Origin of the sequence: Amycolatopsis sulphurea, from assembly GCF_002564045.1 — a bacterium.
Lineage (GTDB): Bacteria > Actinomycetota > Actinomycetes > Mycobacteriales > Pseudonocardiaceae > Amycolatopsis > Amycolatopsis sulphurea.
The window spans coordinates 3,467,667-3,486,538 of the sequence record NZ_PDJK01000002.1; the positions used below are offsets into that span (position 1 = coordinate 3,467,667).

Here is an 18,872-nt window from a genome sequence, read left to right on the forward strand (position 1 = left end):
AGCTTTCAGCGGTTCGAGGCGGACTTGATGAACTTCCCGAGGTCCTTGGCCTGCTGCACGCGCGAGGGTTCGTGGACGTACATCATGTGTCCCGCCGGGTAGTAGGCGGTTTCGATGTTGTCCCGCAGCTCATCGGGGATCTGCAGCTGGGCCAGCACGTGCTCGGACGCGTAGTACGGGGTGGCGCCGTCGTAGTGCCCGAAGGCCACGTGGACCTTCAGGAACGGGTTCGCGCGCATCGCCGCGCTGAGCGTGCCCGTCGCGGACACCGACCGGCCCTCGAACTCTTTGTACGACCAGGCCTGGAAAACCTCGCTGGACAGAATCTCGTACGGCAGGTCGTTCTCGTAGCCGAGTTCGGCGCGCACGTAGTGGTTGAACCCGGCCGCGTAGGCGCCGATGATCCGCGAGACGGACGGGTCCTCGCTCATGTGCTCGCGCCCGCCGTCGGGCTCCCAGGTGGTAAATCGGCCGTCCATCCGGCCCACCGTGCGGGCCTCGTCGCGCAGCAGCTCGGTGAAGAACCGCACGTGCTCGATCCGCAGGTTCACCCGGTCCACATAGGATTCGGTGAGCCCGGTCAGCGACGCGAGCGTGGCCACCGCCTCGGCACGATCCTCAGTGGACAGACGCGCGCCGCGGGAAAGCGCCCACGGCAGGTCCTTCGCGGCGAAGTCCTCGGCGTCGGCGAGCACATCGTCGAGCGGACGATCGCCGTGCCTGCCGTGATAGTGCGCGATCGCCGCGTACGTGGGCACGAACAGCGAGTAAGGCAGATCGTTGCCCTCGTGGAAGCGCAGCGTGCCCATGTCCAATACGGACGAAATGAGCAGCAGCCCGTTGAGGTAGAGCCCGTAGCGCTCCTGCAGGTGCCCGGCGAGCGCGGCCGCGCGCAGCGTGCCGTAGGACTCGCCGGCCAGGAATTTGGGCGACAGCCAGCGTTCGTTCCGGGACACCCACAGCCGGATGATCTCCGCGATCGACTCGACGTCGCTCTGGAACCCGGAGAACTCCTGGGGCTCGCGGCCTTCGGTCACCCGCGAGTAGCCGGTGCTGACCGGGTCGATGAACACCAGGTCACTGTGCTGCAGCAGGGTTTCCGGATTGTCGGCCAGGCCGTAGGGCGGCGGCGCGGGGTCGTCGACATCGCCGGAGAGCACCCGGCGCGGGCCGAGCACGCCCAGATGCAGCCAGATGCTGGACGAGCCGGGGCCGCCGTTGAACGCGAAGGTCACCGGGCGGGTGCCGGGATCCGCGTCGTCGAGGGTGTAGGCGGTAAGGAAGACCTCGGCCCTGGCCTGGTGTCCCTCGGACTTGCCGTCCTTCTTGGACTCCTGGCGGAGCACGATCCGGCCGGTCTGCGCGGTGTAGGCGAGCTTGCGCCGCTTGACGGTGAGCGTGTGCTGCGTCGTCACGAGGTCGTCGACGGGCTCGGGAGCCTTGGTCTCCTCGTCCTTGGTCTGCTCGGCGGTCTCGGCCGCGGCGGTGGTGTCGGGCATGGCACCAACCTATCCCGCGTTACCGTGGGCCGGACACCTTCGAAAAGGGGGCCGATGAGCGCGCTCGCCGAGCTGGACGCCGCGGTGGTGGACTGCTGCGCGTGCCCACGGCTGATGGCCTGGCGGGAACAGGTCGCGCAGAAGCCACGGCCTGCCTTTGCCGGCGAGGAGTACTGGGCACGTCCGGTACCCGGGTTCGGCGCGGAAGACGCGGCACTAGCCGTGGTCGGGTTGGCACCCTCCGCGCACGGCGCCAACCGCACCGGGCGGATGTTCACCGGTGATCCCTCCGGCGATCTCCTGTTCCGCGTGCTGTACGAAACCGGGCTCGCCTCGCAGCCGCAGTCACGTGGCCGCGGCGACGGGCTCGTGCTGCGCGGCACCCGGCTCGTCTCACCGGTTCGCTGCGCTCCGCCGGACAACCGGCCCACGCCCGCCGAGCGCGACACCTGCCGGCACTGGCTCGCCGACGAGCTGGCTCTGCTGCGCCCGACGCTGCGGGCGGTGGTCGTGCTCGGCGCGTTCGGCTGGCAGGCGCTGCTGCCGGTGCTCGCCGAAGCCGGGCTGCCGGTGCCCTCGCCCCGTCCGCGATTCGGGCACGGAGTGCAGGTTCAGCTGGCTGACCTGCGACTTTTCGGGTGTTATCACGTCTCCCCGCGCAATGTCCAGACAGGCAGGCTGACCCACTCGATGGTGGGAACCGTGATCACCGCCGCGGCTACCGCGGCCGGGCTCGTCTGAATCGGTACCGCGCGGGTGGCGACGCTGGTCACAGCGAGGTGGGGTACCCGAGCGACACCGCTGGAGAAGTGCGACCATGAGCTCATGGCTGCTGCGAAGTCGGAACCGACTCGGATTCTCATCCTCGGTGGTGGATACGTCGGCCTGTACACGGCGTACGGGCTTCAGAAGATGCTGCGTGCCAACGAGGCCTCCGTGACCGTCGTTGACCCGCAGCCGCACATGACCTATGCCCCCTTCCTGCCCGAGGCAGCGGCCGGCGCGATCGAGCCGCGGCACGTGGTCGTGCCGCTGCGGCGCGTGCTGAAGCGCTGCCACGTGCTCACCGCGCGCGTCACCAAGATCGAGAACGAGCGCAAGGCGGTCACCGTCGAAGCCGCCGACGGGCACATCGAGACGCTGAACTACGATGTGCTCGTGGTCGCGCTCGGCGCCGTCGCACGGATCTTGCCGATCCCCGGCCTTGCCGAGCAGGGCATCGCCTTCAAGACCATCGGCGAAGCCATCTATCTGCGCAACCACATCATGACCAAGCTCGACGAGGCGGCCAGCACGCTCGACCCCGAGGTGCGCAAGCGGCTGCTCACCTTCACCGTGGTCGGCGGCGGGTTCGCCGGGATCGAGGCGCTGGCCGAGCTCGAGGACATGACCCGGTTCGCGGTGGAGAACTACTACCCGAACATCCAGCCCGAGGACATCCGCTGGGTGCTGGTCGAGGCCGCCGGGCGGATCCTGCCCGAGGTGCGCGAGACGCTCGGCGTGTACACCGTGCAGCAGCTGGAGAAGCGCGGTATCGAGGTGTACCTCTCGACCGCCGCGAAGTCGTTCGAGAACGGTCACGTGGTGCTCTCGGACGGCACCGAGTTCGACACCGAGACGATCATCTGGACCGCCGGGGTGAAGGCCAACCCGGTGCTGGCCGGTTCGGATCTGCCGCTGGACAAGCGCGGCCGGCTCGAGGCCACCGCGGCGATGCAGGTCGTCGGCCAGCCGGACGTGTGGACCGCGGGCGACAACGCAGCCATCCCGGACCTGTCGCGCACCGAGGCCGACCCCACGGCCACCTGTCCGCCGAACGCCCAGCACGCGGTCCGCCAGGCGACCCTGCTGGCGAAGAACATCATCAAGGTGATCCGCGGCGGCAAGCCGAAGGACTATTACCACAAGAACCTCGGCGCGGTCGCCAGCCTCGGCCTGCACAAGGGCGTGGCCGACGCGCTGAACCTGAAGATCAAGGGCTTCCCGGCCTGGCTGTTCCACCGCGCCTACCACCTCAAGGCGATGCCGACCTGGAACCGCAAGATCCGCATCCTGTTCGACTGGATGCTCGGCGGCCTGTTCCGCCGCGAGGTGATCTCGCTGGGCCAGATCAACAACCCGAAGGAAGAATTCGACCGGGTCACCAAGAGCTGACCCGCCTCCGCGAAAGCCGGGCCGCCCGCGACGGGCGGCCCGGCTTTCGCGTGTGGTGCGGGCCGCTAAGGTGGTGCTCGCGCCCCCGTAGCCCAATTGGCAGAGGCAGTCGACTTAAAATCGATTCAGCGCGGGTTCGAACCCCGCCGGGGGCACTCCAAGGATGGGAACGGGAGAGGTGCTAGCCATGGCACCCTCCTTGTTCTCGTTGTTGTGTTTGCGCCCGCTCCGCATTGGCCGGCCCGGATGGGCAGGCAGATACCGACCTCGGCCACCACGCGCCGTCGACGTACCCTGTGGTGGGCGCCTCCGGCTTCAACCGCAGACGCGGTGCGTGCCGGGGCGGCTCGGTGGCCGTCATGGCCGGTAGGGTGGCGACGACTGTGTGCGGGCCCGACTGCATGCCGGTACTCCCGTCCTCGGCCGCTGACACCGGCCGACCTGCGGAGCCGAGGACGACGCGGGCTTGACCACCCACGCACGAGATGCTCTCGGACACCTCCGACACTACACCCGTATGCAGCTAACGAAGGGGCCTTCGTGCACCAGCTCAGTCTCGGCGTCATCGCACGGTCGCGGAAAGAGAATGAGCGCCGGTTGCCGATCCATCCGCGGCATCTCGAGCGGATCGACGCCGACCTCCGGGCGAGCATCTACCTCGAATCCGGCTACGGCGAGCAGTTCGGCATCCCCGACGAGCAGCTGGCCGGATCCGTCGCCGGGATGCGGTCGCGTGAGCAGCTCATCGCGGAATGCGACGTCATTCTGCTGGCCAAACCGCTCCCGCAGGATCTCGCGGACCTGCGGGCCGGTCAGGTGCTGTGGGGCTGGCCGCACTGCGTCCAGGACGACAAGCTCACCCAGCTGGCCATCGACCGGCGGCTGACCGTGATCGCCTTCGAGGCGATGAACCACTGGCGGCGTGACGGCTCGTTCAGCTTGCACGTCTTCCACAAGAACAACGAGCTGGCCGGCTACTGCTCGGTGCTGCACGCCTTGGAGCTGATCGGTTCGACCGGGGACTACGGCCGCCGGCTGCGCGCGGTCGTGATCGGCTTCGGGGCGACCGCGCGGGGCGCGGTGACCGCCCTGAACGCCCACGGGATCCACGACGTCGATGTCCTCACCGCTCGCGGCCTCAGCGCGGTCGGCTCGCCGATTCATTCCGCGACGATGGTGCATTTCGACCACGACCCGAGCAACCCGGGCGACCCCCGCCGCAGCCACGCGCTCACCGGCAAAGGCCGGGTACCGCTGGCCGGATTCCTCGCCGAGCACGACATCGTCGTCAACTGCGTGCTACAGGACACCGGTGAGCCCCTGACGTTCCTCATCGAGGACGACCTCGCCGCGTTCGCGCCCGGCAGCCTCATCGTGGATGTCTCCTGCGACGAAGGCATGGGCTTCAGCTGGGCTCGGCCCACGACGTTCACCCGGCCCACGTTCGTGGTCGGCCGCAACATCACCTACTACGCCGTGGACCACAGCCCGTCCCACCTGTGGAACTCGGCGACGTGGGAAATCAGCGAAGCCTTGCTCCCGCACCTTCGGCCGGTACTCACCGGCCCCTCCGCTTGGGACAGTCACGACACCGTCGGGCGAGCCATCGAAATCCGTGACGGGACCGTCCGAAATCCCGCGATTTTGTCGTTCCAGCACCGTGCACCCGATTACCCGCATCCCCACCGCTGATGGTTCCGCCGGGCGAGTACCGTGGACGGTGTCGAGAGCATCTCGTACGTGAGCGTTCAAGCCCGCGTCGTCCTCGACGCGTAGCAAAGGTCCGGCTATGACACGTGAAACCCCGTACATTTCCCGCTACGAACGACGAGTAAAACTCGCCCAGGATGCCGTGCAGAGCCGGACCACACTCGACGACAAAGCCGCATTCGACCTCGCCGTGCACCTGGTGCATGTCCTCGACACCGTGCCGGAGAAAACGCGCTGACCGGTTCACCGCGCCTGCGGAGCGCTGGATCGAAGGTGGCAGCGCCGGAGTGCCCAGACTCTGCTCTTACGACGACCGACAGTCAGTGACCAGAACGTCCGCGTCCGGGACTCGCGCCTCGCATTCTGTGTAGCGAGAGCCAGCCGGCATCGCCGGGAGCAGGCTCGTGAAGCCCACTGCGCTCGCCCGACGCGGTCGTCATGGTCACTCGCATCGCGAATCGATCACCATGACGACGACCAGGACACCCTCTCGGCACCCGGCTGGGCCGAAACCGTTGCTGTCCGGACAGCATTCCCTCACCGAACTGATCACTATCCGGATCTTCCTCATCGCCCCGTTCCTCGCGCTGGTCGCGATCGTCGTCCTCGTGTGGGGATGGGGACTGAGCTGGCTCGACGTCGGCCTCGCGACCGGCTTCTATGTAGTGACGACGCTCGGGATCACGATCGGCTACCACCGCTACTTCACCCACGGTGCGTTCACCGCCAACCGCCCACTCCGGATCGCACTCGCGGTCGCCGGGGGCCTGGCCGCGCAGGGCCCGGTGATCAGCTGGGTGGCCGACCACCGCCGGCACCACGCCTTCTCCGACTGCGAAGGCGACCCGCACTCACCCTGGCTCTACGGCACATCACCGTTCGCACTGGCGCGAGGATTCTGGCACGCGCATCTGGGCTGGCTGTTCGGCCGCGACAAGACCAACATCGCCCGGTTCGCGCCGGACCTGGCCGCCGATGCCGACATCCGCATGGTCGATCGGCTTTTCCCGCTGTGGGTCGCCGCCACGGTGCTCGTGCCCGCTGGGCTCTGCGGCGACCCACGTGTGGGCGGTGGCCCAGGGCCCGGCTCCGGCGAGAGCGCGTTCGACGTGCAACAGCGCGATCCCAGCCGCGCCCTCAGACAGTGACTGTTCCCGGCCGCTGTGGTCGTCCGGGTCGATGACCGGGTACGCCAGCTGGGCAGCCAACCGGTCGGAGACCACTTCTGGTTCCCGCGTGGTCATGCCTGGTCCTGGCGAAGAAGGGCGAGGCGACGCTGGGCGACGGCGCGGGCGAGTCGGTCGGTGACCTTTTCTGTGCCGGGGTCCACGCTCACCGCGCGCAGGTGGTGACCGTGCAGCAGCATCCGCAGCACCAGCTGTTCCTCGACGTTCTCGTCGTGTACCGCGTACCCGCGGTAGGCGGTGAGGGCGCGGTGGCGCTGCCTCCACGCCTCGGTGACGGCCTGTCCGCCAGGCAATGACTCCAGCCGCGGCTGAACGGTTCACCCTTGCGCAGGTACACCAGCACCAGCAGGGCCTGCTGGCCCGGGTTGAGCTTGCGCCATACCGAACCCAGCTCCCGGCGGTGGGCGCGGACAAGGTTCGACACGAAGGTCAGGGTCTGACGTGACAACGGCAGCGCGGCACGGTAGAACAACATACGAAGCCCTTGCGTAGGATCTGGATCTTGGTCGATTGCTGTCCTACCAACGGCTTCGCCACGTCCACGGCAGCGACACGCCGACGATCAGCCAGATCGCGAGCTACAACCCTTACCTACCAACACATCCATACCAGGATGAAAGGGCTCAGGATAGCCGACGGCCTCCAAGCATCGTGGGGCAAGCTTGTCTCCGTACAGAAATAGGCGACAACCGTTCCAGCCACGGTTTTCGGTGCGGCAGGGGCGTGTGAGGCATGCCATCCGCGACCTCCAACACCGGCACCGCTCTCCGCCGACGATATTCGCGGCATAGGAAGGACGGCACTGCGAACGATGGTGACGGTCCCTTCTACACGTTGGAGCGAGAGTACGTCACGTCGGCGCCTCAGGCTCGGCGTCGCCCGGCTGCGGTCAGATGATCATCCTTGGCATTGACCATCGCGATCAACGGGCCAGTGTCCACAACAATGGGGCGTGCCACGACCTACGACAACTCCACCGAAGCCGGAGCGCTCACGCGTCGGCGCGTCCGCGCACGACGTCCTTCACGCGCTCTGACGCGTCCGCGGGAAGCTCGAACATCCCCAGAAATGACGGCAGCGAATACGGCTTCTCGGGCGCGGTCGTCTCCTCGGCCGGGGGCGCGGCCGACCTACGCAAGCCCAGCCGAGCCACCTGCGCGGCGGTTACGTCGACGCTGACCGTGGCGGTAATCGACTCCGGCTCGATCCTCTTCGGCGCGCGCACGCCAGCAGCACTGACCCGACGCCGACGAGAAGTCCCGATCGGCGCACGGTCGTCAATCCTGCCTCGCACTCATGCCTCTCATGGTACAGGTCGACCGGCAACGCGGCAGATAACTCGTTAGGTGATGAAGAGTCCCGTGAGGGCAGATCGTCTGCCGCCGCCTGCGCTAGGTGTCGGCCGCGGCGCCCCCTGTTCTTGTTGTCGGGTTCGTGTGGCCACTCGCGACGACCGCAGCTACCCGCGCATTCCGTAACGGTCGAAGAAATAGGGGGCAAATCGCTCGCCGGAGCGTCGCGTCCTGGCCCGTGCGCCCTTTCCTGTCGCCGCCGCGCCGGCTCGTCCGGTGTGTCCGGCAATGTCGGCGGTTGTGACTGCGCGGCGGTGGCCGGGTGGCTGCACGCTGTGGGCGACGCTGTGCGGTGCGGAAACGTGGTGATTATGTCCTCTTGCGGCGGGTTGCGTTTCGGCGCTTCCGGCGAATCTGTACGATGAGTGGCCGTTCAGTCGGCAGTCGTGGAAGGACACGACCTCGGGGAGCGTCCACCACTGGTGGGCGGTTCCCGGTAGCGCTTGAAAACCCCGTGTGCAGACGGAAACTACCGCATGTGCGGCTCGGCGGAATCAGGAGCGAAATGAACAGCAACCTCGTTGACGCTCCGGGCGCGCCCTACACCTCGCGCCTGGTGGCCATTACCGGCGATCGGCTCATCCACCCGGCCGATACGCAGAACGACTTGGCGCGCATCGTGCTGAGGTGGGCGCGCGGCTGGGTGCCGGAAACCTGGGCCGCCCGGCAATACTTCGCCTATTGCGGGGCCGGTGACGGCGAATCGCCGCGATACGCCGATCGGGACGTCGCCGGATGGCTGCTGCTCCGGCCGCAACCGGGATCGCTGGCCTCGCGAGTGCGTTCGAACGAACTGGATGTCGCCACCGCGCTCGCGGCGGAGGCGGAGGCATGGCCGGAGTAGCGGGTGTACCCGAAAATTTCTGCGGCGCCGAATGCGGCGACGCAGATTTTTTTTGCCCGGACAAGGTTTCCGCTGGTCCGGGCGGTGACATCGAGCCCCGAAACGGACCTGTTGACCTGCAAGAGTGAATTTTGTTGTCCGCCATACAATAGCTCGGAAATGACCCGAAAGTGATCTTATGGTCCGGTCAGCGGATCGGTTGCCGACACGATAGTGGCAGGCGGCTGGAAGCGACGTCGCGTGTCCGCTAGGTTCGCATCACGCGGTTCGGATATCACACCTGCAATGCCGGATGCGTAGAACCAATCGTCAGAATCGATGGTTGTCGAAAGAATCGATGATTGTCGAACTCGATCATCGAAGCCCAGAGGAGTTCGAATGCTGAAGAAGATCGGCCTTGTCACTGCCACGATGGCGGCTGGCGCCTTCATGTTCGGTGGCATCGCTGCTGCCACCACGCCGGGCGGCCACGGCCACCACCACGGTAGCGACCAGAACGGCCTGGTCAACCTGAACAACACCGACGTTCTGCACAACGTGAACGCGACCCTCGGCCTGTGCGGCAACGACGTCAACGTGCTCGGCGTCCAGGTCCCGATCCGTAACGCGCTCAACGGCATCGGTGTGCCGATCCTGTCGCCGGGTGAGAACGAGGCGTCCGGCAAGTCCCCGTACAACTGCGCTGCGGGCACCGTCATCGACGGTGGCACCTCCCAGGGCAACTGATTCTCCTGCCGAGGCTGCCCGCGGTTCTCGCGAACGCAAGCCGAGGCATGGAGTCCGACGATTCGCATCGAGCGCCTCGAGGTACCCCGGGGCACGGATAGAGCTGCACACTCCTGATCCGTGCTCCGGGCGTACCGGACGCCGTGTGACGTCGGCGGGTGGGATCGGCTGCCTTGCCCAGGTCCATGCCGGTCCCACCCGGTGTGCTCGACACCTTAACCAACATCTCTGGTTCCCGCGACCGGTGGCTGATGCCCCGCCGCGGGAATCCTTTTATGTAGTCCTCTTGCCGAGTGTGGCATTCCGTCCGCGGCCCGTGATCAAGCTGCCAGGCCGACGGCGTGGGCGGATCGGGCAGTCGCCCGGTGTGGTCCCGCGGCGGGAACCGGGCAGGTCGGGTCGTGTGGCCTGTTCCCGGTTGCCTGGCACGGAGTCTCGGCCGGCAGTGCCCCCGTTGGTTGTCCCCGCCGTGACAGTCCGAACAGGAGGGTTCCGGTCCTCTGGACAGGAAAACGGCCGTGGTGTGCGCTGTGCACGCCACGGCCGCAGTCAAGCGAGCGTTGGTCACCCTGCCCGATGTGGTGGTGAAGAACTCCTCGGCGGAAAGGCCTGGACCGGAACCGGTATGTCGGGACCGCGGTTCCGGTCCAGGCGCCGTGCGATTCGCATCCGAATCGCCGGGCTGCTCACCTCAGCCGGACCTCATCTCGGTACGCGCCGGGTGAAAAGCTCAGTTGTGCTGGCTGGTGCCACCGTCGAGCAGGTTGCCCGAAGCGCAGTTGTACGGGTTCGAGCCGGTGGCGGTGTTCTTGCCCGGCGAGAGGATCGGCAAACCGAGGCCGTTGAGTGCGTTACGGACCGGGACCTGGACGCCGAGCACGTTGACGTCATTGTCGCACAGGCCCAGCGTCAGGTTGACGTTGTGCGCCACGTCGATGTTGTTGATGTTCACCAGGCCGTTCTGGTCACTGCCGTGGTGGTGGTCGCCGTGCCCGTCGTGGTGGGCGGTACCCGAGGTGCCGGCGGCGGCGACGCCACCGAACATGAAGGCACCAGCCGCCATCGTGGCGGTGACGAGACCGATCTTCTTCAGCATGGGCTACTCCTATGGAGATCAAAAGGTGATTTGTCGGCGCAGGCTTCCGCCACATCGCACGTGCCAGGCAATCTACGGGCGAGCGGTGCCACTCTTCCACTCTTTGCCACGATGGTGTCGGGTCGCAGTTCTCTGACCGAGGTTTTCTTACCCGGACCGGTGATATCGCGATTTCCTCCGGCGCACGCATCCGGTGGTCGGCGGAGTGGCTGTGTGCCTTTCGCGTTCTGCTGATCGGCAGTATGCCGCAACGTCCCGAAACGGTGGTGGTGCAATCTGCCGGGTTGATCCCGGTGTGTCAGGCCCGGCGGTCGCAGATGACGGTATGACTGCGGTGAGGTGCACGGATGTGTGTCACGGCAGTGAAGTCGCCTGCAGTGCAGGCCGGATCGGATCTTGCTCGGGTCTTGTGGTAATGGGGATGGGATTGGTGTTTCCGTCGAAGCCGGCAATGGGGCCGCGGCTCACGCCGCCCAGGTGCGGGGAATCGCCGATCGCGTCATGGTTGTCGTTTCGGACTGGTTGCGGCGTATTCGAGAACGGGCAATTCCCCAATGAGGGGCGCCGACCGGCACGCGTCGTGGGGAAACGGTGTCACCCGTCCGTCTCGAAACGTTGGCGGGCTCGGTCGGTGTGGCTGGTCACGGGCTTGGTGCCGGTTGCCGCGGCGAGTCCGGTGGGGGGAATGTCGACGTAGATCGACTCGGTTCGGGCGACCGCGTGGGTCTCGTGCCAGATGCCGATGACACCCTTCGCGGCGCGGGTCCGGCGGTTGTACTCGCTCCAGTTCGGACGGTGTTTCGCGGTGGGATCGGAAGCGTAGGCGTACAGCTTGTCGAGGCTGGTCCAGTACTGAATGACCGTGGGGTTGCGGGGAAATCCGAACACGCGGTAGCCGATCATGCCCGACTCGGGATCGCCGGCGAGTTCGCGGAGCATCGGCGGCATCGCGAGCAGGGTCGGCCACCACAGGTCCGGGCGGGTCCACTTGGTGATGCGCATACCGATGAGGAAGACGACGAGCTCGCCGTCGTAGTCGTGGGTCATCCGGGTGGGGATCGGTTTCATGGCTGCCCCTTGCTAGGGTGGATAGTGCTGCTCTCCAATATTGGCGAGTGGCGCTATCCAATGTCAAGGGGTGCCGGTATGCGGATGTCCGAGCTCTCGGCGAGGACCGGGGTCGCGGTCGCGACGATCAAGTACTACCTGCGCGAAGAGCTCCTGCCCGCCGGGCGGCTGATGTCCGCCACGCAGGCGCGGTACGACGACGCGCACGTCGAACGCCTCCGTCTCATCCGTGCGCTGCTGGGACCGGCGCGGTTGAGCATCGCCCAGGTGCGCCGGGTGCTCGACGCGATCGACGCGCCCGAGGCCGACACGCTCGCCCGGCTCGCTCAGGCGCAGCATGCCGCCAGCGTCGGCGCAGCGGTGGACGATCTCGGTCCGGCGGAGGCGGTCCTCGCGCGCGCAGGGTGGAGGTTTGATCCCGAGAGTGCCGAGGTCGCCCAACTCGCGGCGGCGCTCGCGGCGCTCGCGGAAGCGGGGTACGAGATCCCGGAGGAGAACTTCACCGCTTACCTGGACGCGGCGGCCGTGATCGCCGAGACCGAGATCGCGCACATCCCGACCGAGTCGGCCGAAGCGGCCATCCGGTATTCGGTGCTCGGGACGGTCCTGGTGGAGCCGGTGCTGCTCGCGCTCCGGCGCGTTGCCCAGCAGGACGCGGCTTATCGGCGATTCGATCCGGATGGGTCGCGCTGAGCCTGTGGCAGGTAAGGGGAACGGGCGGCTCGCTCCTGAGTGGACTGTTGCGCGGATCAGCTCGGCGAAGCGATCCAGTGAAAGGTGAGTAGTTCAGGCGGGCATCCTGGTGCGGTGTGGCACGGTGAGCCTCGCCGGATCGATGCCGGTCACCCGGATCAGTCGTGTTTCGCCGTCGCGTAGGTCGAAGCAGTTGTCGTCGAGTCGCATGGCTGGTTCCGGGTGGGAGATGCGTACGCCGTAACTGTAGCCGGATGAGCGCAGTGTCAATCCGCCGTCGACGACGGGACTGGGCCGCGCGGAACTCGTTGCCCTGCCGCAATTCGTTACCCGCGTCGAACAGAGCCGTTACGGCATACCCGGTCCATTCATCGAGATCAGTGCCTAGATGGATCGTATTCACGTACGGTCCGGGGGTGTGAAAACACCTTCGCCAGCGCATTCGGATGGGCGCCCGGAGTGATACTCGCACGGTATCGCCGCCGTTCAGCGGGACGATCGCGCGCCGTGCTTGCCTGGTTGACCCGGGTTGCCCGGCGAGCGGGGGACGGATTTTCCGCAGGTCTGGTAAACCCGTTGTCGTGACCCCAGGAGTGACTGTCGAGCTGCTGGGCACCGTGCGGGTACGTCGTGGCGACACCGAAATCGATCTGGGCCCGGCCGGCCGGTGCTCGCTGTTCACGATGCTCGCGCTGCGGGCAGGGACCACCGTCCGGCTCGACGAACTCGTCGACGGCCTGTGGGGTGAGACGCCGCCCAAAACGGCCGAGGGCATCGTCTACACCTACGTTTCCGCTCTCCGTAAGGCAGTCGAGCCCGACCGGACGCGCGGCTCCGCGCCACGGGTGCTGACCGGGACGCGGGCCGGGTATTCCCTGCGGCTGCCCGCCGACGCGATCGACGCGAGCCGCTTCGAGGCGATGACGGAAGAAGCCCGGCTTCGCTGGGCGGCAGAGGACTTCGTGGGCACCCGGGCGCAGTGCGACGCCGCGCTCCGTGAATGGGGCGGGACACCGCTGGGTGGGGCGACCGGTCCGTTCGTCGAGGTGGAGCGTTCCCGGCTGGCGCTGCTGAAACTGGACGTCGAGGAGTTGCGGTGTGCCGCGTTGCTCGAAACCGGCGCGGCGAGCAGTGCGGCCACCGCACTGACCGCGCTGGTCGCGGAGAATCCGCTGCACGAGCGGCTGCACGAGTTGTTCGTGCTGGCGTTGTCCCGTACCGGGCGGCAGGCCGAGGCCTTGCAGGTCTACCAACGGATCCGGCGGCAGCTCGTGGAGGAGCTGGGCGTCGAGCCGGGGCCGGCGCTGCGCCGGGCGCACGAGCAGGTGCTCACCGGCGAATCGGGTTCGCCGGTGGGCCGGCTGGGGCCGACCAGGGTGGTGCCGGCCCAGCTGCCGCACCGGATCGCGGAATTCGTCGGCCGGGAGGACGAAGTGCGGCGGCTGCAGCAGAGGTGCCAGGCCGCGTCCTTCGGGGTGGCCGGCGGTCCGGTGGTGATCTCGGCGATCGACGGTTCGGCCGGGGTCGGCAAGACCGCGCTCGCGGTGCACGTGGCGCACCAGGTCGCGGAGTCCTTTCCGGACGGACAGCTCTTCCTGGACCTGCGCGGGTTCGATCCGCGGCATCCGCCGATCACCGCGGAGGCCGCGCTCGCCCAGCTGCTGCAGAGCCTCGGTGCCGACGCGGAGCTGATCACCGGTGACGTGGCGGCGCAGGCCGCGCTGTACCGCTCGCTGGTGGCCGGCCGACGGGTGCTGGTGGTGCTGGACAACGCCGTGAGCGCGGAACAGGTTCGGCCGCTGCTGCCCGGTTCGGCGGGCTGCCTCGCACTGGTCACCAGCCGCAACCGGCTCTCCGGGCTGGTCGCCCGCAACGGGGCCACCCGGCTCAGCCTTGACGTGTTGCGGCCCGCAGAATCGCGGGAGCTGCTGCGGTGCGTGCTCGGCGCCGAGCTGGTGGACGCCGAGTTCGAGCTGGCCGCCGAGCTGGCCGTCCATTGTGGACATCTGCCGCTCGCGCTGCGGATCGCCGCGGAACGGATCCTCGGCGACGAGTACTACCGGCTGGCCGATCTGGTGGCCGAGCTGCGGGTGGTCCCGGAACGGTTGGATGCACTGTCCACTGCGGATGATGAATCCTCGGTGGTGCGTACGGTGTTCTCCTGGTCCTACCATACGTTGAAGCCGGAGGACGCTCGCGCGTTCCGGTTGCTGGGCCTGCATCCGGCGGCCGAGCTGAGCATCGCGGATGCGGCCGCCCTGCTCGGTGTCGCGGTGACCACGGCGCGGCGCCGGCTCGACAGCCTGATGCGCTGGCACCTGATGGAGCAGGTGGCGCGTGACCGGTATCGTTTCCACGACCTGCTCCGGATTTACGCCGCCGAATGCGCCGAGCAGGACGAATCGGCGGAAGCGATCGAGCAGGCCACCGCCCGGCTGGTGCGCTGGTATCTGCACGCCACCGTCGCCGCGCGCGAACTGGTGGCACCCGGGCTGGGGCCGATCGATCCCGGCCCGGCCGATCGGGATCAGCCACGGCTGGTGCTGCGGGACTACGCGGAGGCGATCGGCTGGGCGGGCCGTTCACTGTCCGGGGTGGTCGACGTGCTGGAACTGGCGGCGGCGCGCGGATTCGACGGGCTTACCGCGCGGCTGGCCACCGCGCTCGGCGCGCTGTGTCACTGCCTGAGCCGCTGGGCGGAATGGCAGCGGGTCATCGGAGCCGGGCTGAGCGCCGCACGACGGGTCGAGGATCGGCTCGCCGAAGGGCGGCTGTGCAACGACTACGGAGTGCTGTGCCATTTCCTCGGCCGCGCCGAGGAGGCGGTGGCGGCGCATCGCCGTGCTGTGCGCATTCTGAGCGCGCTGGACCGGGGGGACGCTGCCGTCGCGGCCAACCTCGCCGTCGCGTATCTGATGATCGGCTGGGAGCTGGACGCGTTGCCACTGCTGGAAAACGCGCTCTTGCTCGCCAAGGCGCACGGCAGCAGGTTCGTCGAGTCGTCAGTGGCGGAGGGCCTCGGTGCGGTGCTGTCCCGCCTTGGCCGGCACGACGAGGCAATCGAGCTGGGACTGTCGTCGGTGGAGCTGGTGCGGGGCACCGGCGCCGAGCACATGCTGGCACACGCGTTGCGTCAGGTCGGTCAGTCCTGCCTGCACGCCGGGCGGGTCGAAGACGCGGTGCGTCACCTCGAAGCCGCACTCGAACTGTGGCGAGCCCTCGGCGACCGATGGGGCGAGATCTCCGGCAGCCACGCGCTTGCCTGTGCACTGCATCAGGCCGAACGGCTTGACGCCGCCCGCCGATTGCTCGTTTCCGCGCTGCAGATCATCGGTGAGTCCGGATATCGCGGAGTGCACTACCGCGAAGAGAGTGAAATGCGGGCTTTGCTCGCCGAACTCGGCTGATCGGATTATACCGTGGTCGAATCCGGCTCATCCTTGCTGCTGACGCCCGGATGGCACTTGCGCGCATAGGGTCCGCAGTGGAAGTCCGACGTGCGGTTCTGGAGAGGATACTCGATGCGTAGAACAGTGTTGTTCGCCGCTCTTGGTGCGATGACAGCCACGACCCTGCTGGCGCCGAACGCGGCGGCGACCGGTGGGCTGCGGTGGGGCGCGTGCCCGGCGGATCTCAGGTCGACGACGTTACAGTGCGCGACGGTGCAAGTGCCACTGGATTACCGGGATCCCGGAGGGCGGAAGATCGGCCTGACGATTTCCCGCTTGGCGAGTACGAATCCGGAGAAACGCCGCGGCGTGCTCCTGACGAATCCGGGCGGCCCCGGTGGTCCCGGCCTGGAGATGCCGGGAATGCTGGTTCTGCCAGGGCTTCCCGGGACTCTGCCACAGAACGTGCGGGACACCTACGACGTGATCGGGATCGATCCGCGCGGAGTCGGGCACAGTTCTCCGGTCACCTGTGACCTGACCAAGGCGCAGCTGGAACTCAGCAATATGCCGTATGCGAACACTCCGGCCGACGTGGTGAAACAGGCCAAGGTCGCGAAGGAGGAAGCGAAACAGTGCGCGTCGTCGAAATCCGCCTGGATGCTGCCGTACGTGACGACAGCGAATACTGCGCGTGATCTGGATCAGGTCCGGAAGGCGTTGGGCGAGGAGAAGATCTCCTACCTGGGCGTTTCGTACGGGACGTATTTGGGTGCGGTCTACACGACGATGTTCCCGCAGCGCAGTGATCGGTTCGTGCTGGATTCCAACCTCGGCTCGGGTGGGTACGACATCGAGGCGATGCACGGGTTCGCGCGCGGAATGCAGGACCGGTTCCCGGATTTCGCGAAGTACGCGGCGGCTCATCCGGAGTTCGGGCTCGGCACGACGCCGGCGCACGTGACCGCGAAGTTCTTCGCACTGGCCGCCCGCCTGGACCGGAAGCCGATCGGCGGCATCGACGGGTCGATCTTCCGCACGCTGACCTTCGAGCATGTTTACCTGGATGCTCAGTTCCCGCAGCTGGCCAAGGCCTGGCAATCCCTGGACCGGGGTGTGGCGCCGGTACCGGGGCAGATGAAGTATCCGGAGAACCTGCTGGCCACGCGGTTGCACGTGATGTGCGGTGATTCGAGCTGGCCGCGGTCGGTGGGCAGCTATCAGGCCGACGTCGCGGTCAGCCGGGGCGAATACCCGATGATCGGTGCGGGCGCGGCGAATATCGGGCCGTGCGCTTACTGGGCGCCGCCGAAGGAACCGAAGGTGCGGATCAGCGATCGCGGCCCGTCGAACGTGCTGATGGTGCAGAACCTGCGGGATCCGGCGACTCCGTTGTCCGGCGCTCGTGACTTGCGTCGCGCCTTCGGCCAGCGGGCCCGGATGGTGACCGTCGACCAGGGTGGGCACGGTGCGTACGCGTTCGCGGCCAATCAGTGCGCTAATGCGGTGGTCAATGATTATTTGGCGACCGGGAAACGTATTGGGCAGGACCGGTTCTGCGCTGCGGAAAGTCGCTGACGAGAGGGGTTTCCGGGGTGTGCTCGCCGGGGGTGGCGGCCCGCCGGGGTGGCGCTCGCCGGAGGGGCGGCGAGCAGGGTGCCGGCAAAGTCGGTATGGAGGGCCTTGCGCAGGTGCGGAGGGCTGTGAAGGGGCCCTTCACGGACTCTGAGTCCGTGAAGGGCCCCTTCACGGACCCGAACCGGTCCGGTGCACGCCACGAGGTGGTCGCACACACCTCCGCAGCGCCCGCTGCCGGGTCCCCGACCAACTTTGCCGGAACCCTGGGGCGGCGAGTGCCACCTTGTGGAATCGGCTGGGTTTGTGGTGGGTGTGACTGGGGTTGGGGTTGGGGTTGTGCGGTTCTGCTTGGTGCATGTGTCTGGGTGGAAGTTGGCGTACGCGTACGGCAACTTTCCGGGGAGAGTGGGGACTTGCACGGGACGAGAGTTGGGAACCTGCGCGGGACGCGGCTGGCTGTGCGCGCTCGATGGTGGACGGGAGCGACCGGCCGTGGGCGTCCGGTCTGTCAGCCGTGTTCGGCCCGGTGTCTGCGCCTGTGGTCGTCGAGTGGCGTACACGTACGCCAATTTTCGGGAGAGAATCGGCCCTTACGGATGCCACGCCCGGCGGCACGGTGCGCTTCGGGCTAGGCACTCGCTGAAGCCGGACGGAAGCCCGGTCCGCGCGTCCGTCCGGTATGTACGGCTGGGCGGGAAGCCGGCGTACGTGTACGCCGGCTTCCGGAGAGAGTCAGGGCTTGTGTGCGACGAGCCCGGCGATGATCCGCTGGGCGTTGGACGGCGCGGTCAGCTGCGGTCCGTCGGACCACCAGTTGCGCACTTCCACGAAACCGGGCTCGATCAGGTCGAGCCCGTCCACCATCTCCAGGATCTCCTCGCGGGTGCGCGCGGTGACGCCGTTCATGGCGCCGTTGGCGACGGCTTCCTGCAGCGCGCGCAGGGCCTCGGGGTCTCCTTCCGGGCCCGCGTCGTAGAAGTGCGAGATGGCCACATAGGAGCCCGAGGGCAGTGCGTCGACGTAGTCGCGCATGATCTCCGCCGGTCGGTGCCGGTCGCCCTGATAGTGGTGCAGGGCGAGGAAGAACAGCAGCGCGATCGGTTTGGTCCAGTTCAGATGGGTCTGGACCACCTCGTTCTCCAGGACGCTCGCCTGGTCGAAGATGTCGCCGGCGACGAACCGGGTCCGGTCGTTGTCCTGCAGCAGGGCGCGGCCGTGCGCGGCGACCACCGGGTCGTTGTCCACATAGACGACCTTCGAGTCCGGCTGCAGGCGCTGGACGACCTGGTGCACGTTCTCCGAGGTGGGCAGGCCGGACCCGCAGTCGAGATACTGCGTGATGCCCGCGTGCGTGGCCAGGAACCGGCACACGCGGATCAGGTACGCGCGGTTCTCGGTCGCCGCGTCCCACAGGCCCGGCATCGCTTCGTTGAGCTGACTGAAGGTCTTCCGGTCGATCTCGTAGTTGGTGGACCCGCCGAGTGCGTAATCGTAGATCCGCGCGACGCTCGCACGGCTCGGATCGACTCCCACCGGAGTGTTCGGATCGACGTTGAACGACATGCGCGGCGCCTCC

The 18,872-nt window shown here is 67.5% G+C and carries 17 protein-coding genes, 1 tRNA gene and 2 pseudogenes; 11 read left to right on the plus strand and 9 right to left on the minus strand.

The window, feature by feature from the left end; genetic code table 11:
- Nucleotides 1-5: 5 nt before the first annotated feature.
- Complete coding sequence (locus ATK36_RS22015; RefSeq protein WP_098513242.1) at nucleotides 6-1,499, minus strand: S10 family peptidase; 1,494 nt, start codon at nucleotides 1,497-1,499, stop codon at nucleotides 6-8.
- 54 nt (nucleotides 1,500-1,553) lie between these two features.
- Between ATK36_RS22015 and ATK36_RS22020 the strand changes: the two genes are divergently transcribed.
- The 3 genes from ATK36_RS22020 (at nucleotide 1,554) to ATK36_RS22030 (ending at nucleotide 3,808) form a co-directional block, all read left to right on the plus strand.
- Nucleotides 1,554-2,240, plus strand: coding sequence for a uracil-DNA glycosylase (locus ATK36_RS22020; RefSeq protein ID WP_098513243.1), 687 nt, complete (start codon nucleotides 1,554-1,556; stop codon nucleotides 2,238-2,240).
- 84 nt (nucleotides 2,241-2,324) lie between these two features.
- The gene (locus ATK36_RS22025; RefSeq protein WP_098513244.1) at nucleotides 2,325-3,653 is read left to right on the plus strand and encodes an NAD(P)/FAD-dependent oxidoreductase; all 1,329 of its coding nucleotides are present in this window, start codon (nucleotides 2,325-2,327) and stop codon (nucleotides 3,651-3,653) included.
- Nucleotides 3,654-3,734: 81 nt separating this feature from the next.
- A tRNA-Leu gene (locus ATK36_RS22030) sits at nucleotides 3,735-3,808 on the plus strand.
- A 26-nt stretch (nucleotides 3,809-3,834) separates the two neighbouring features.
- On the opposite strand, the gene ATK36_RS34770 is transcribed toward ATK36_RS22030, so the two are convergent.
- The gene (locus ATK36_RS34770; RefSeq protein WP_423682653.1) at nucleotides 3,835-4,056 is read right to left on the minus strand and encodes a DUF5994 family protein; all 222 of its coding nucleotides are present in this window, start codon (nucleotides 4,054-4,056) and stop codon (nucleotides 3,835-3,837) included.
- A gap of 137 nt (nucleotides 4,057-4,193) precedes the next feature.
- Here ATK36_RS34770 and ATK36_RS22040 point away from each other — a divergent pair, with 137 nt between their 5' ends.
- The 3 genes and pseudogenes from ATK36_RS22040 to ATK36_RS22045 form a co-directional block, all read left to right on the plus strand.
- Nucleotides 4,194-5,345 (plus strand): N(5)-(carboxyethyl)ornithine synthase, encoded by a 1,152-nt coding sequence (locus tag ATK36_RS22040; RefSeq protein ID WP_098513246.1) that lies wholly within the window; start codon nucleotides 4,194-4,196, stop codon nucleotides 5,343-5,345.
- Nucleotides 5,346-5,442: 97 nt separating this feature from the next.
- Nucleotides 5,443-5,601, plus strand: coding sequence for a DUF6307 family protein (locus ATK36_RS32400; protein ID WP_170069846.1), 159 nt, complete (start codon nucleotides 5,443-5,445; stop codon nucleotides 5,599-5,601).
- 229 nt (nucleotides 5,602-5,830) lie between these two features.
- Nucleotides 5,831-6,418 (plus strand): annotated as a pseudogene (locus tag ATK36_RS22045) (fatty acid desaturase); the annotation flags it as partial.
- A gap of 185 nt (nucleotides 6,419-6,603) precedes the next feature.
- On the opposite strand, the gene ATK36_RS32405 reads toward ATK36_RS22045, so the two are convergent.
- From ATK36_RS32405 to ATK36_RS22060, 3 genes and pseudogenes are all read right to left on the minus strand, one after another.
- Entirely contained in the window at nucleotides 6,604-6,843 is a 240-nt protein-coding gene (locus ATK36_RS32405) for a hypothetical protein (protein ID WP_098513248.1), read from the minus strand.
- A gap of 14 nt (nucleotides 6,844-6,857) precedes the next feature.
- Nucleotides 6,858-7,025, minus strand: a pseudogene (locus ATK36_RS22055) (helix-turn-helix domain-containing protein); the annotation flags it as partial.
- Nucleotides 7,026-7,541: 516 nt separating this feature from the next.
- Entirely contained in the window at nucleotides 7,542-7,775 is a 234-nt protein-coding gene (locus ATK36_RS22060; protein ID WP_098513249.1) for a hypothetical protein, read from the minus strand.
- A 632-nt stretch (nucleotides 7,776-8,407) separates the two neighbouring features.
- On the opposite strand from ATK36_RS22060, the gene ATK36_RS22065 reads away from it, so the two are divergent.
- Together ATK36_RS22065 and ATK36_RS22070 are read left to right on the plus strand one after the other, a co-directional pair.
- On the plus strand, nucleotides 8,408-8,746 hold the full coding sequence (locus tag ATK36_RS22065; protein WP_098513250.1) for a hypothetical protein: 339 nt from the start codon (nucleotides 8,408-8,410) through the stop codon (nucleotides 8,744-8,746).
- A 378-nt stretch (nucleotides 8,747-9,124) separates the two neighbouring features.
- Nucleotides 9,125-9,472, plus strand: coding sequence for a hypothetical protein (locus ATK36_RS22070; protein ID WP_098513251.1), 348 nt, complete (start codon nucleotides 9,125-9,127; stop codon nucleotides 9,470-9,472).
- Nucleotides 9,473-10,202: 730 nt separating this feature from the next.
- On the opposite strand, the gene ATK36_RS22075 is transcribed toward ATK36_RS22070, so the two are convergent.
- Both ATK36_RS22075 and ATK36_RS22080 read right to left on the minus strand, forming a co-directional pair.
- Nucleotides 10,203-10,568: a hypothetical protein gene (locus ATK36_RS22075; RefSeq protein ID WP_098513252.1), complete on the minus strand. Its 366-nt coding sequence runs from the start codon at nucleotides 10,566-10,568 to the stop codon at nucleotides 10,203-10,205.
- Nucleotides 10,569-11,162: 594 nt separating this feature from the next.
- The gene (locus ATK36_RS22080; RefSeq protein ID WP_098513253.1) at nucleotides 11,163-11,636 is read right to left on the minus strand and encodes a DUF4188 domain-containing protein; all 474 of its coding nucleotides are present in this window, start codon (nucleotides 11,634-11,636) and stop codon (nucleotides 11,163-11,165) included.
- A 78-nt stretch (nucleotides 11,637-11,714) separates the two neighbouring features.
- On the opposite strand from ATK36_RS22080, the gene ATK36_RS22085 reads away from it, so the two are divergent.
- Nucleotides 11,715-12,329 carry a MerR family transcriptional regulator gene (locus ATK36_RS22085; protein ID WP_098513254.1) on the plus strand — a complete coding sequence of 205 codons (615 nt, stop codon included), beginning with the start codon at nucleotides 11,715-11,717 and terminating at the stop codon, nucleotides 12,327-12,329.
- A gap of 93 nt (nucleotides 12,330-12,422) precedes the next feature.
- Here the strand turns inward: ATK36_RS22085 and ATK36_RS34455 are convergent, their stop codons facing one another.
- Complete coding sequence (locus ATK36_RS34455) at nucleotides 12,423-12,599, minus strand: glycoside hydrolase family 2 protein (RefSeq protein ID WP_342752046.1); 177 nt, start codon at nucleotides 12,597-12,599, stop codon at nucleotides 12,423-12,425.
- A gap of 311 nt (nucleotides 12,600-12,910) precedes the next feature.
- Here ATK36_RS34455 and ATK36_RS22090 point away from each other — a divergent pair, with 311 nt between their 5' ends.
- The gene (locus ATK36_RS22090) at nucleotides 12,911-15,736 is read left to right on the plus strand and encodes an AfsR/SARP family transcriptional regulator (RefSeq protein ID WP_170069847.1); all 2,826 of its coding nucleotides are present in this window, start codon (nucleotides 12,911-12,913) and stop codon (nucleotides 15,734-15,736) included.
- Between the two features lie 114 nt (nucleotides 15,737-15,850).
- Entirely contained in the window at nucleotides 15,851-17,296 is a 1,446-nt protein-coding gene (locus ATK36_RS22095) for an alpha/beta hydrolase (RefSeq protein WP_098513256.1), read from the plus strand.
- A gap of 732 nt (nucleotides 17,297-18,028) precedes the next feature.
- On the opposite strand, the gene ATK36_RS22100 is transcribed toward ATK36_RS22095, so the two are convergent.
- Entirely contained in the window at nucleotides 18,029-18,859 is an 831-nt protein-coding gene (locus ATK36_RS22100; RefSeq protein ID WP_098513257.1) for an SAM-dependent methyltransferase, read from the minus strand.
- Nucleotides 18,860-18,872: the final 13 nt, after the last annotated feature.

What these genes read in the sequence shown, in the direction of transcription:
- ATK36_RS22015 (WP_098513242.1), bottom strand. Translation starts at nt 1,499, where the DNA reads ATGCCCGACACCACCGCCGCGGCCGAGACCGCCGAGCAGACCAAGGAC.
- ATK36_RS22020 (WP_098513243.1), top strand. Translation starts at nt 1,554, where the DNA reads ATGAGCGCGCTCGCCGAGCTGGACGCCGCGGTGGTGGACTGCTGCGCG.
- ATK36_RS22025 (WP_098513244.1), top strand. Translation starts at nt 2,325, where the DNA reads ATGGCTGCTGCGAAGTCGGAACCGACTCGGATTCTCATCCTCGGTGGT.
- ATK36_RS34770 (WP_423682653.1), bottom strand. Translation starts at nt 4,056, where the DNA reads ATGCAGTCGGGCCCGCACACAGTCGTCGCCACCCTACCGGCCATGACG.
- ATK36_RS32400 (WP_170069846.1), top strand. Translation starts at nt 5,443, where the DNA reads ATGACACGTGAAACCCCGTACATTTCCCGCTACGAACGACGAGTAAAA.
- ATK36_RS22065 (WP_098513250.1), top strand. Translation starts at nt 8,408, where the DNA reads ATGAACAGCAACCTCGTTGACGCTCCGGGCGCGCCCTACACCTCGCGC.
- ATK36_RS22070 (WP_098513251.1), top strand. Translation starts at nt 9,125, where the DNA reads ATGCTGAAGAAGATCGGCCTTGTCACTGCCACGATGGCGGCTGGCGCC.
- ATK36_RS22075 (WP_098513252.1), bottom strand. Translation starts at nt 10,568, where the DNA reads ATGCTGAAGAAGATCGGTCTCGTCACCGCCACGATGGCGGCTGGTGCC.
- ATK36_RS22080 (WP_098513253.1), bottom strand. Translation starts at nt 11,636, where the DNA reads ATGAAACCGATCCCCACCCGGATGACCCACGACTACGACGGCGAGCTC.
- ATK36_RS22085 (WP_098513254.1), top strand. Translation starts at nt 11,715, where the DNA reads ATGCGGATGTCCGAGCTCTCGGCGAGGACCGGGGTCGCGGTCGCGACG.
- ATK36_RS22095 (WP_098513256.1), top strand. Translation starts at nt 15,851, where the DNA reads ATGCGTAGAACAGTGTTGTTCGCCGCTCTTGGTGCGATGACAGCCACG.
- ATK36_RS22100 (WP_098513257.1), bottom strand. Translation starts at nt 18,859, where the DNA reads ATGTCGTTCAACGTCGATCCGAACACTCCGGTGGGAGTCGATCCGAGC.